At 57.3% G+C, this 12233-nt stretch carries 6 protein-coding genes and 2 pseudogenes; 6 read left to right on the forward strand and 2 right to left on the reverse strand.

Annotation, left to right across the window (positions count from 1 at the left end; all coding sequences use genetic code 11):
- Positions 1-318: 318 nt before the first annotated feature.
- From EJ078_RS09495 to EJ078_RS09515, 5 genes and pseudogenes are all read left to right on the forward strand, one after another.
- A pseudogene (locus EJ078_RS09495) lies at positions 319-840 on the forward strand (ABC transporter ATP-binding protein); the annotation flags it as partial.
- Positions 841-965: 125 nt separating this feature from the next.
- Positions 966-2375, forward strand: a complete 1410-nt coding sequence (locus EJ078_RS09500; protein ID WP_208721265.1) for a CapA family protein — start codon at positions 966-968, stop codon at positions 2373-2375.
- Between the two features lie 216 nt (positions 2376-2591).
- Positions 2592-3956, forward strand: a complete 1365-nt coding sequence (locus EJ078_RS09505; protein WP_208721273.1) for a M20/M25/M40 family metallo-hydrolase — start codon at positions 2592-2594, stop codon at positions 3954-3956.
- Between the two features lie 463 nt (positions 3957-4419).
- Positions 4420-5703: a hydantoinase/carbamoylase family amidase gene (locus tag EJ078_RS09510; protein ID WP_208721274.1), complete on the forward strand. Its 1284-nt coding sequence runs from the start codon at positions 4420-4422 to the stop codon at positions 5701-5703.
- A gap of 214 nt (positions 5704-5917) precedes the next feature.
- Positions 5918-7051: a serine hydrolase domain-containing protein gene (locus EJ078_RS09515; protein WP_208721276.1), complete on the forward strand. Its 1134-nt coding sequence runs from the start codon at positions 5918-5920 to the stop codon at positions 7049-7051.
- 290 nt (positions 7052-7341) lie between these two features.
- Here EJ078_RS09515 and EJ078_RS30270 read toward each other — a convergent pair.
- Both EJ078_RS30270 and EJ078_RS09520 read right to left on the reverse strand, forming a co-directional pair.
- Positions 7342-7617: pseudogene (locus EJ078_RS30270) on the reverse strand (transposase); the annotation flags it as partial.
- A gap of 63 nt (positions 7618-7680) precedes the next feature.
- On the reverse strand, positions 7681-8910 hold the full coding sequence (locus EJ078_RS09520) for an acetyl-CoA carboxylase biotin carboxylase subunit family protein (protein ID WP_208721284.1): 1230 nt from the start codon (positions 8908-8910) through the stop codon (positions 7681-7683).
- 1801 nt (positions 8911-10711) lie between these two features.
- On the opposite strand from EJ078_RS09520, the gene EJ078_RS09525 reads away from it, so the two are divergent.
- Positions 10712-12115 (forward strand): hypothetical protein, encoded by a 1404-nt coding sequence (locus EJ078_RS09525; protein WP_208721286.1) that lies wholly within the window; start codon positions 10712-10714, stop codon positions 12113-12115.
- Positions 12116-12233: the final 118 nt, after the last annotated feature.

Genomic DNA, 12233 nt, shown 5'->3' on the forward strand with positions numbered 1-12233 from the left:
TATCGCGACAGTTTGGAAGACGCGGCGAATTACCCATCCCGACGCTGAGGAGGGGAACGGAACAATGAAAGGGTTGTGTAGCCGGCGCTCTCCTTGAGGCCACAGCCGATGCGGGCGACCCGCTTATCAGCCCGCCGGAAGTCGGCTGATCATTCCCACTCTATGCCGGATAGCACGGCGACGTCTGTCATGACCTACAACAGCAGCCGCCGACCCGATCTCAAAGCCAGATGCCCACGATACACAGACTGAATTTGACCTATGCTCCGAGCTGGCATGAAATCTGATGAAATAGAAAAAAGCAGAACCGCCACTGATCGCCTCACCGCTGGACAGATCATCACGAAACCCGTCGAGAATTTCGAGCGCCTTAGCCGCAGCGCCAGCCGGCTCGCTGCGGACCTTCTCCGAAAGGTCGGAATGTCACCGGATATGATGCACAAGCTCCCGTCTGAATTGTCGGGCGGTCAGCGCCAGCGGCTCGGCAGCGCGCGCGCCTTGTCGCTCATCCCCTCGCCCATCGTCGCCGACGAAGCGGTGTCAGCCCTCGACGTCTCCGTGCAGGCACAGATCCTGAACCTGCTCCTGGATCTCCAGCAGCAGATGGGCATCGCCCTTGTCTTCATCTCGCACGACCTTGGCGTGGTGAGCATATCGGCCATCGCGTGGCGGTTATGAAATTGGGACGGATGGTGGAACTCGCGCCCTGCGAAGCGCTCTTTACCAAGCCGGTCCACCCACACGGAGGCGCTGATCGCGGCAGCTCCGGTGCGAGACCCGATCCGGGCGCGGCTGGCGATGCCTGTTGAGGGCGAGGTGCCAAGCCCCATCAGCGCTCCTCGAGCGAGGGCGATCCTTCGGCTCTTTTGGTGCAATAGGTCGTCGCCAGAGCGCGCGTCTTGAACTTGAACCCGTTCCACGGGCTGCGAGCATCATCCAAATACAGCCAGAAGAGGAAAAGGACTATGAAAGAACATACACACCAGAGCAGCTCTGGTCTGAGCCATCATGAAAATTACGATACGGTAGGGTCGATTGCAACGAACGTCGCGGACGGCTTTACGATGGTCGCGGTTGGCGACCTCATTCTGTCGCGGCCGCTGGCCAAAGGTCACCATCCCGGCTTCGGAGACATCGTCAAGGTCCTCCATGATGCCGATGTTACATTTGGCAATATGGAAATGAATATCTTCGATATCCGATCGTTCGATGGAAGTCCGCAGGCTGAGTATGGCGGCGCGTTCCACGTCAGCCTACCTGATGTCGGACCTGATCTGAAGTCGATGGGGTTCAATCTGATGAGTCGCGCAAACAACCATACCCTTGACTGGGGGCTGGAAGGAATGCGCGAGACGAGCCGGGTGCTCGATCAGAGTGGGATCGTCCATGCAGGGGCGGGTGAAAATCTCGCACAAGCCGGCGCCGCCCGATTTTTGGAAACCGCGCGCGGTCGCGTGTGCTTAGTGTCGCTTGCTACATCGTTCACTCCAATGTCCCGGGCGGGCGGTCCCGCCGGCGAGGCACCTGGCAGACCCGGGCTCAATGCCCTTCGTTTGGCTCAAAGCGTTGTGGTCCCGCCCGAGAAGCTGGATACCTTGAGGCAGATACGCGATGCGTTGCCCGACTCCCGCCCGGACGGTCGATCAGCTCCGCCTGCAGTCTCAGGTGCCACGGCGGCGCGACCCGAGGACCCGAACGATCCGACCCAAGTCGTGGTCGCCGGAATAATTTTCAAAGCGGGCAGCAAGGCCGGTTACAGCTACGAAGCCGACCCGCGCGACGTCGCCGACATTCTTCGGAACGTTCGGAGGGGCAAGCAGTTCTCCGACTTCTGCATCGTCACCAACCACTGTCACCAGCCCGGGAACTGGAGCGAGGAGGCGCCTGACTACGAACAATCGTTTGCCCATCGTATGATCGATGCGGGAGCGGATGCATATGTCGGACACGGCCCGCACAAGTTGCGCGGCATCGAGATCTATAGCGGTCGGGCTATCTTTTATAGCTTGGCCAATTTCTTTTATGATGACCACCGGACCCCTGTAGGGGCTGACATGTTTGCCGCTTATGGAAAGGACCCACGGGTCGACACGGATGCCGAGGTGACCGTTGCGGAGGAGGCAAAAGGTTTTGACGATCCTGTCTTCTATGAGAGCGTTATTACCGTGAGCCGCTTTCAGCGGAATCAGCTTGCTGAATTGCGCCTATATCCCGTCGAGCTCGGGTATTCAAAGCGGTTTGCCAACCGGGGTGTTCCGCGGCTAGCCCCTCCGCTGCAAGCAAGGACCATTCTGGACCGTCTGCAGAAGCTTTCAAAGCCATTTGGAACCGAAATCGCCATAGAGAACGGTGTTGGAGTAATCAGCCTGTCCTAGCCCGCCGAAATTGCGCGGACGCGTGATTTGCGGCTTGGGAAAGCGCGGATCGTGGTGCAGAGCTTTGTGCTCGCCGCGCTCGTTGCGGCGCGCCGAACGAAGTTGGACCGGCGAGGGATCGAGTGACATCTAACTGACAGCTAGCATGCTTGCAGCAGCGGTCTGCCAGCTGAGAACACCCCGTACATCTGTCTCTCCTCTTTCTTAAGATAAGCTATGACCTCTGATCGATTGAACGCCGTTTTCGAGCATATCGAGGCGAACCGCATTCCCTTCCTCGATCGCCTAATCGACTATCTTCGGCACCCGAGCATCAGTGCGGAGAATATCGGCATCGCCGAAGTCGGCGCGCTGCTGGCCGAGATGCTCACCGATGTCGGGCTCGAGACCAGCCTGATGCTAACCGAAGGGCACCCGATGGTGGTCGCGCGCTGGGAAAAGGCGCTGGGCAAGCCAACCGTTCTGCTCTACGGCCACTACGACGTGCAGCCTGCTGATCCGATAGACAAATGGCTCTCGCCGCCCTTTGAGCCTACCATTCGGGACGGGCGCCTTTACGCACGTGGCGCGGGCGACAACAAGGGACAGCATTTCGCTCAGATCCTGGCAATCGAGTCTCACCTCAAGGTGTATGGCGTGCTGCCCTGCAACGTCATCCTGCTGCTGGAAGGCGAAGAGGAGATCGGCAGTCCCCACATTGCCGATTTCGTGCGTGCCAATAAGGAAATGCTTAAAGCCGATCTTGCCGTCACAGCCGATGGCCCGCGCCATGCGAGCGGCGCACCTGTGATCAAGTTCGGATCGCGCGGAGAGCTGTCTATTGAACTACGCTGCCGCCACGCAAACGGCGACTTGCATTCGGGTAACTTCGGTGGCGTTGTGCCCAACCCGATCTGGACGTTGGTGCACCTGCTCAGCACCATGAAGAATGCTGACGGCGAGATCACCATTGAAGGCTTCCACGATGGAATCGAGCCGCCATCGCCTGAGGAGTTGGCCGCAGTCGAGCGCCTACCGCTCGATCTCGAGACATTCAAGCGCAAGCTCGATCTATCCCGGCTTGACGCGCCCGCGGAATGGTCCTTTTACGAGCGCCTCTGCTTCCGCCCGACGCTGACGATCAATGGTTTCCATGGCGGATATGGCGGGCCTGGCAGCAAGAGCGTTCTCCCCAACGAAGCCTTCGCAAAATGCGATATAAGGCTCGTGGAACCACAGGATCCCACGGATATCCTGCACAAGGTCGCCGCCCACGTGGAAAAACATGCGCCCGAGGTAGAAATTATAGCGCAAGGGAGGATGTGGCCCTCCAAAACGCCCATTGCCTCGCCCTTCACCGAGCCCCTTCGGCGTGCTTTCGTAGCAGCGCAAGGCGAGGAGGCTTTGCTGATCCCCGCAGGTTTCGGCACTCTCCCCAACTATGTATTCACCAAGATCCTCGGCATTCCTGCGTTCGACACTCCTTATGCAAACCATGATGAAGCGAATCATGCGCCGAATGAAAACTTAGCACTTAGTTGTTTCTACAGCGGGATTCGCACAGGGGCTGCATTGTTGTATGAGCTTGGTTCGAGGCCGTGAGCTTGAGGCGGCAAGTGCGGCCTATGCAGCGGTCGACAACACAACGCTGGGACCAAGGGGGGTGCTTGAAAGGTATTAATGCATGTTTCGGCGGGTCGATCTGTGTTAAGCTGGCTGCGGGCGCTGAGGTTTGCATGCCCTGGGTATAGAGCGTCCTGCGTCCCGAGTGGTGACCAGGCCACTTTTGGTTTAATACCCTGGAACGGCCATCTAAGACAAAGATATCCCCGATCTAGAAACGCAATTTGACGTCATGCAGGTCAACTTCTTATATCCTGTTCAGCGATCAAGAGGCGCTACGCAGGTGGAGGCTCGCCGACTAGATGTGTGAGGATCGGCGACGGCCTGTTTGGGGTCCATCTGACTTCCAGAGCCAGTAGAGATCATGGACATTAGGTTCTACTAAAGCGCGTCCCGAGGGAAGGTCCGCGCTGGTGAAATACATGCCAGGACAGTGCAGCAGATGCCAAAGATAAACGCGGGGCGGTTGCTCTCGGATCTTAGACGTTTCGCGCAGTTCGGCGCGTACAGGACGGGTGTCCATCGCCCAACCTATTCGAAAGAGGACATGGACAGCCGCCGCTGGCTTGCGCAGCAATACGAAGCCGTAGGGCTTCAGGCGCATATTGATGGGGTCGGCAACGTGTTCGGCACGCCGCGGTCGGACCGGCGATCGCTGTTGATCGGGTCGCACGCAGAGTCCCAGAATTATGCCGGATGGCTCGACGGGGCCCTTGGTGTGATCTACGGCCTCGAGATCGCGCGGACCTTTGCGGAAACGCCGGACTGCGCAGTCCTCCCCATCGCCCCAGTGGCGTGGGCGGATGAAGAAGGTCACTACGTCTCAATGCTCGGAAGTCGTTCGTTCGTCGGTGATATCGACGAGGCGGAGATCGACCGCGCTGTGAATGTCGATGACGGGCTGCCGCTTAGGGATGCGCACCGTGCAGCCGGCCTGGCCGGTGTTCCCCGATCTCTGGTGGAACCGGAACGCTACGTTGGTTATCTGGAAGCACATATAGAACAGGGCGACGCGCTGGAAGCCTCGAGCAAACGGATCGGTGTGGTTACGAGCATCGCCGGGATTTGGCAGTACTCAATCGTCTTTCACGGCATCCAGAATCACGCCGGCTCGACGCGCATGGCTATCCGAAAGGATGCCGGACTAGCAGCAGCGCTGCTGGCGACTACTATTGCTGATCGCTTTCCTAAAGTGGCCGGCCCGCGCTCGGTCTGGACCACAGGCCGCATTACGCTGGAGCCAGGTGCTCCCAGCATAATTCCGGGCAAGGCGGAACTGCTGTTCCAGTTCCGCGATTCGGAGGTGCCGGTGCTTGAGCGCCTTGATTTGGCGCTCAGGGAGCTGGTAAAGGAGACCGCGATCAGAACCGGCTGCCGCGCCCAGATCGACCGGGCCGAGGCCGGCAAACCATGGCATATGGACACGGCGTTCCAGGCCGCGATAGAGAACGCGGCCGCCTGCCATGCTCCCGGAGGCCACGTGAGGATGCCAAGTGGCGCCAGTCACGATGCACAAGTGGTGGCTCACAAGCTGAGAGCCGCTATGCTTTTCGTGCCAAGCATCGGCGGTATCAGCCATCATTGGAGCGAGAACACAGACGATGCCGACCTGGTGCTCGGCTGCCAGGTGCTTGCCGATGCCGCCGAGACAATCCTGCGTGACGAAGAAAACAGCTGGACTCCCAAGCTAAACGGCTCCCGCGCAACGCCCTCGAAAGCTGGGTGAATTTCGCTATTCAGTGCACGTCTCCAGTCATGTGTAGTGATCCCTCCTCCGGCAATCTGAATTCCATCTGAAAACCACGCAGACTGAACTTGACGTAAACCAGCGGCAATTGAAACCAATTAGGCGCTGGTCCATTCGGCAGTCGCATCCTAGACGGCGATTTCGGTACCTCTTTAGAGGCATTCTTTAGGATCTCGTGAAGGAGTAAGCATCTATGCGATCATCGATTGATGCGGTCATTGAGGGCAAGCTCAAGGAGTTTTCGATTCCAGGCTCAGCAGTTGGGATCGTGCGAGACGGCAAGCTCGTTTGGGCAAAGGGTTATGGATGGGCAGATGTGACACGCAAAGTTCCCATGACGCCCAAAACCATTATGAATATCGGCTCCATATCCAAGACTATCACCGCTACAGCCGTGATGCAGCTTTGGGAGCGAGAGCTAATTGACCTGGATACAGATGTCAGTAGGTATCTACCCTATCAAGTCCTCAATCCGAAATACCCGTCGATGCCCATCACAGCACGGCGGCTATTGAATCATCGTTCGTCAATCCGGGATGGGAAATGTTACTGGGAGACCTACGCTTGCGGCGATCCTGCGGCTGCGCTTGGCGATTGGCTGGAGGCATACCTAGCGCCGGGGGGAGCCTATTATGACGCCAAGGACAATTTCCATGGGTGGGCGCCCGGTATACTCCAACCAGATCAGACCAACGGGTATTGCAATGTTGCTTATGGCCTCCTCGGCCATCTTGTCGAGCGCCTGACTGGCACACACTTCACCGATTATTGCGCCGCCCACATCTTTACCCCCTTGGGCATGAGCAGCACTGGCTGGTATCTGCGTGATATCAATGTTGACCGGCATGCGGTTCTCTACGGCAGGATCACGAAAGAAAAGCTGGAAAAGGGCAGGCAATCATTTTCCTCGCTTTTACCAGCTCCAGGTTTGACCATTGATGAGCTTAAGCTGGGTGGCCGCATGCCGCATTGCCTTTACGGTTATCCCACCTATCCGGAGGGGCTGGCGCGCACGAGCGTCGAGGAGCTGTCGCTCTTTCTCGCCACTTATGGAGACCGAGGCAGAAATCAGTTGCTGAAACAAGCAACCATCGACTTGATGGTCTCTGAAGTCCATGACGGTCGAGCTCTCTGCTGGCACAAACTCGTCCTTGCAAATGGTGATATCATTTGGGGCCACCCTGGCAGCGATCCCGGTGTCAAGACCCATATCGGCTTCCGTGAAAAGGACGGGACTGGCGCGATCGTCCTCTTCAATGGCGACGACATTGGCGACAGCAAAGAGGTCATTGTCGAGACCCTTTTCTGCGATGCCGCAAGCCCTTAACGCCCTGTGGCCATACGGTGGGACGCACCTCATGGGAACGGAACGCTGGTCCCATCGGGTATGGTTGTGCTCGGCCTGAGTGCATGGCACGCGGGACCCGGTGATCCTGTTTGCAAAATCAGCGCCCTTGACTGGAGCCGTCGTTTTCGGCGCTCGATCGGGCGGTCCGCAAGCGCACTACCACGGCCTCCTAACAGCAGCCGCAGTTGTGCGGGTCAAGTTCAGCGACGTGGTGTGCGGCCAGGCCTTCTCGGTCTCGTCGATCTTGGCCCCCAACAAATTGCCGCTAGCAGCTCTTCCGTGATCGCCTTGACCTTCCGGGTCGACACGCCCTGCACGCATCTCGGCTTGCCGACCAGCTGACAAGGCTGCGGCCGTAATAATAACCCGAGCGGTAGCCGAGCGGCTCAGATGTGCGCTCGTTCTTCGAAGACCCCAGTGCCTCGTCCATTTCGGCCTCGAGCATCTCCTCAATCCCCGCACGGATCACTGTGGAAACTTTGCGGGTCCAAAAATAGAATGTCTTTGACAGCAGCGCTGGCGGTCTTACTTTCAGTTTTGATCATCGTGGCTTTCCTGCGGGGAATCGATGACGCTGAACATCACCAGCCTGCCATGACCGCCCTCTCTCAGCGTTGGCCAAGTGCCGGAAATGGTGTGATCGACCAATCGATCAAGTCGATGGCACGCTGAAGTATCGCTTCGGTCCGAGCAGGGGTAGGCGAAGCGGCGATGACATGTCCGATAGTGTCTCTAGAGTCGCCATTCCTGACTATCTGGGTCTGGGGTGCAACATAGAATTGGACCTCGGCGACGCCTGGTAGAGAAGCCGCCCGGCTGCCCCCATCGATCCAATCGAGGATGCCATCGCGATCAGGAACGAGGAACCGTGCGGCCGCTGTTTGCGAATGCATTTTGCGCAAACTGCATTCCTCGCCGATGGCAAGCTTGACGTGCTCGGTGATGAGATCAACACCGTAAGCCAAAGGAACCAGCTGGGGAGTTGGCGTGTCATGAAGGCGCGGATTGACTTCGATGACCACTGGACCACGCTTAGTCCACCGGAATTCAATCCCATTTGGTCCCCAGTCAAGACCGAGAGAGCGCAAACAGCTCCGCGAAAGATTGGCGATACATTCATGCTCGTCATCACTCAGCTGTGCCGGGTAGGTGCACTTATGATAGACGAAATGTGGTGGGGGACCTAACTCAGCGGCGTAGATCCCGATGACCTCATTTCCCATTGTGTCGGCACCATACAAGGGGCCTTGTGCGAATTCTTCGATCAGTATCCTCGGTGCAGACCGCCAAATATGCTCGCCGTCCAACAGATAGTTCGTATGGTCGACTACCTCATCGAAGCTGCGGCACAACCGGACGCCGTTGCTGCCGCTGCCTGCGGCTGGCTTAACAATCACCGGCAGGCCGATCTCTGCAGCAGCGCTCTCTGCGTCCGCCGCGTCCGCGGCCAAGCGATAACTAGGTATCGGAACGCCGGCCTCCGCGAGGAGCTGGCGTTGAGTGAATTTGTCGTTGCATCGTTCAATCGATTCGGGGTTTGGTCCGGGTAGGTCGAAATGGTGGCAGAGCTTGCCAACTGTCGCATAGAATGCGCCCCTCGCGGACGTAATGCCAGCAATTTCGTAAGCCGGACGCAACCAGGAACATTCGTGGATTAGCGCATCGAGATTGTCAGTGTCGACACGGACTACCTCAATTCCTTCCGCCGCAAGACAGTCGTATAGAGCTGGATCAGCCGACAGGATGAGTGGATGAAGACCAAGGCGTCGGGCCGATTTCATGTATAAAAGACAGAGGTGACGATGGCCTTCAACTATAATGAGCGCTCTTCTTGTCATAAACCGTGAACCCTGATATTTGCTGCCGTGCGTCGGTCCGAGCGTAATCGATATCAGCTTTGTTAGCCGTGCTCGATCTCAGATGTCGACGTGAACATACCATTGCAAGCGATCAGCGGTCGTAAAAATTGTGTAAATATATTATAAAAACAGGTTCGCTCATCACCTTGTGTCTTGAGGCGGCGTGCTGGATTTCCGGAGGTTTCTTTGGTTTTTCGGATGCCTTTATCGTCATCGATCGCCCACCGAAAGATATATATTGTGACGCGCGGGACGTCCATTCTGCCATTAATTTGGAATGATCCGGAGGGCTAAGAGCGGCAGTGGCTGCCGGCTTACTCTTCTTGCATTAGTACCGCCGCAGGGTGATTTGACCGCGGTTTTGGTCAGCGCAGGACGGCGAGCTGCCCTGGCTACGCCTCTGCCGGAGGGAGTCGCATCAAGCGGGCGTATGGATAGATAAAGCTCATCGCAAGCCTAAAGGCTGGGCCGACGGTGTGGCGTTTACCGACATCCCAAGCGGGTGACGGTGCGCCCCCTGCTAGCGCCTGAACGGAAGTTGTGTTGAGCGAGGTGGTGACGGAACTAGGGCGGCGCCTGCCATTCCAGACTCGGATCCGAAACCGACAAGCACAGGGTGCTCTTGAGCGAGACGATACGCGACTATTGTCTGGATGCCTTCATCGAGTTCATCCGCTGCTGTCCTTACCGCAAGAATGACCAGGCCTCCGTCGAACAGAAAACGGCGCCGTGGTGCGGCGCATTGTCTGGTATGGTCGGTTGGAGGGGCTTCAAGCCGCCACTCCCATCGCACAGTTTTATCTGCCAGCCCTTTCAGGCTGGATGGCGCCAGGTGCGCAAACGCTAGCAACGCCTGCCAGCGGCTGATGGGAAATCGCAGACGCCGGCGCCCGTTTGCTCTAATCTGGCCCGGACGGCTGCGCAGTTGGAACCTGATCAGACTGCCGCACAACAGCCCTTGTGGCCTCAGGCGATGATTGCCCACACCAGATCCGCGGTGTCCGAGCCGACGCTCGATGAGCTCCTTCCATTTGCGAGGCGCATGGACGCAGGGCGAAATACGACCTACTGCGATGCCGAAACCAAAAGAGAAGCGGGCGGCATTCTGATCACATTGCGGGCTCACCACGAGCTACATGGGTGGGGTTGAAGAATGGCCGTGGCAAACGAGTCGGGAATTGCTGGCGCGGCTGCAGTCGGAAGTCTCGGAAATTTATCCCTGGTGCAACGTCCCGTCAAAATATTCGCGTAAAGAGAAAAGGCTCATGAGATGGTGTTCGGCACGAGCGCCTTTCAGGCAACGTTCAGCTTCTCCCTTCAGCCGCACTCAAGCGCTCCTTAATAATCCCAGAACCCCTCTATCCCGTATCCAGGGCCTCCGAGCAAATCACGAGGGTGAAGTGAATCGAGTGCCGACTGCAATGGTGAGGTTTTTCGAGGCGTTCCAGACCGCATCGGAGAGAGGCAGATCTTTCTCGAAATCCACGTGACGTTGGCCTCCGCAGAGATGAACCGCCGAACCGTCCGAGCTGCGGTTCCTAGAAGCGTCAAGCCACTTGATCAGGCAGTTTGTGAGCTACGTCAATACATCTATTTAAGTCCTGTCAGCAAGGGAGGGCAAGGTGGCCCGCCAAAGCGACATAAACGAAGCTGGGTTCGCGCGCACCGGCGGTGTGCTGACTGCCTGACCGGATCGATCCCAAACCTAAACACGCGGTATCACAAGAATCTCTCTAGTCGCGAAAAGGCAACCAATTAGGCCACTAGATAGGAGCTGCTCATGTCAACTCAGATAAGGTCAGGCCCGGCGGAAATTGCAATTCCTGCAATCAGCGAGGCGGATGCGCGAATTGAGCGCCGACTCTCCGAGTTCGCGACTTCCGATTCAGCCTTGATCTGGGAGGCTCAAGACGAACTTTCCAGCGCAATTGCAGAGGCGGGCATGCACTTTGAGGGGCGGGCGTATCCCGTATGTCTTAGACCTCTTGTTATAGACTGCGATCTGGCCGCCCACCTGAGCGCTACCGCTGAGGAGATGATCAAGCTCCTTGATGTCGCCGCTGAGCTGTATTGCTGCAATGAAGAGATGCAAAGCCTGTTTCCAGTCTATAAACATTTGGGGCATTGGATCACTCGTCTTCCAAAACATCGGCCAATTGTCAGAATATGCCGACTGGATGGCCTATTCGGGAGCGATGGATATTATAAAATACTTGAAACGAATACCGAAGGGCCAGGCGGCGTTATTCAGAACGGCCTCGCCGCAAAAGTCTGGAGCGGTATCCCCAATCCATTGACACACGGCTTAGCCCTTGACGTGAGCAGCCAGCGTTTCGCGAAGGATCCGAACTGTTTTGTTCGGGAGCTGGTGTCTGCCTACCACGCTGCAACTGGCAGCGAGCTCAGAACCGCCGCCGTAGTCAACTTTCGCGGCCGTTATACAAACGAAGTAGAGTGGATTATTAGCGGCCTAAGAGGCCTTGGCGTCGAAGCAGCGTTGCTAGACGTTACCGCGATGAAGCGGACACGTCGCGGGCTAGTCGGGCCGGACGGTGAAATCATTGAGCTTGTATACAACAAACTAGATGTAAGGGACATTTTTAGCTGTTTGGAAGCCAGAGATTACTTAGATGCATGTGCAGCACAAGAAGTCGTGTCAATAAATCCATGGATATCCCAGTGGATATTATCTGACAAGGCGATCCTTGCTGTACTCAGCGACGAGCGATTCGTACCCAATTTCAACGCCGACCAGGTCGAGCTTATTGCACACCACATTCCATGGACCCGACTTGTTAGAGCGGGAGTAACGACCAACCCCGAACGACGTCGGATCGAGCTCATAGGTTACATTCGGGCGAACAAGGCCAATCTTGTTCTGAAGCCCTCTAATGCGACGCGTGGCGAGCATGTCTTGGTTGGGCATCTCACACCCTCAGAAGTGTGGGAGGAACACATTGAACGGGCTGCCCGCAACCCGTACGTCGTACAAGAGTACGTCAGGCCTGGAGAGGTGACCGCTCTCCACCCGCCAAGCCGGTCGATCAAGAAAATGGCGTATGGAATAGACTGTTATGTATTTGGTGGCCGCTTAGCAGGTTTTCAGTCGCGCGCAAGCTTCGATGCTGTGATGAACGTTGGGCGGAGCGGGATCCTGATGCCCGTCGTTGTCGCTGGTTCGTGAACGGGTGGCTGCCGATGCATTACATGGCGGAGCTCGGTTTCTGGCGGCGTTGCCGCCGTCGTCCAAGGTCCTCGACGAAGGCTCGAATGACAGTCAGCCAGAATCTCACGCTCCCGAT

Source organism: Mesorhizobium sp. M1A.F.Ca.IN.022.06.1.1 (assembly GCF_003952605.1).
Lineage (GTDB): Bacteria > Pseudomonadota > Alphaproteobacteria > Rhizobiales > Rhizobiaceae > Mesorhizobium.

What these genes read in the sequence shown, in the direction of transcription:
- EJ078_RS09510 (WP_208721274.1), top strand. Translation starts at nt 4,420, where the DNA reads ATGCCAAAGATAAACGCGGGGCGGTTGCTCTCGGATCTTAGACGTTTC.
- EJ078_RS09505 (WP_208721273.1), top strand. Translation starts at nt 2,592, where the DNA reads ATGACCTCTGATCGATTGAACGCCGTTTTCGAGCATATCGAGGCGAAC.
- EJ078_RS09525 (WP_208721286.1), top strand. Translation starts at nt 10,712, where the DNA reads ATGTCAACTCAGATAAGGTCAGGCCCGGCGGAAATTGCAATTCCTGCA.
- EJ078_RS09515 (WP_208721276.1), top strand. Translation starts at nt 5,918, where the DNA reads ATGCGATCATCGATTGATGCGGTCATTGAGGGCAAGCTCAAGGAGTTT.
- EJ078_RS09520 (WP_208721284.1), bottom strand. Translation starts at nt 8,910, where the DNA reads ATGACAAGAAGAGCGCTCATTATAGTTGAAGGCCATCGTCACCTCTGT.
- EJ078_RS09500 (WP_208721265.1), top strand. Translation starts at nt 966, where the DNA reads ATGAAAGAACATACACACCAGAGCAGCTCTGGTCTGAGCCATCATGAA.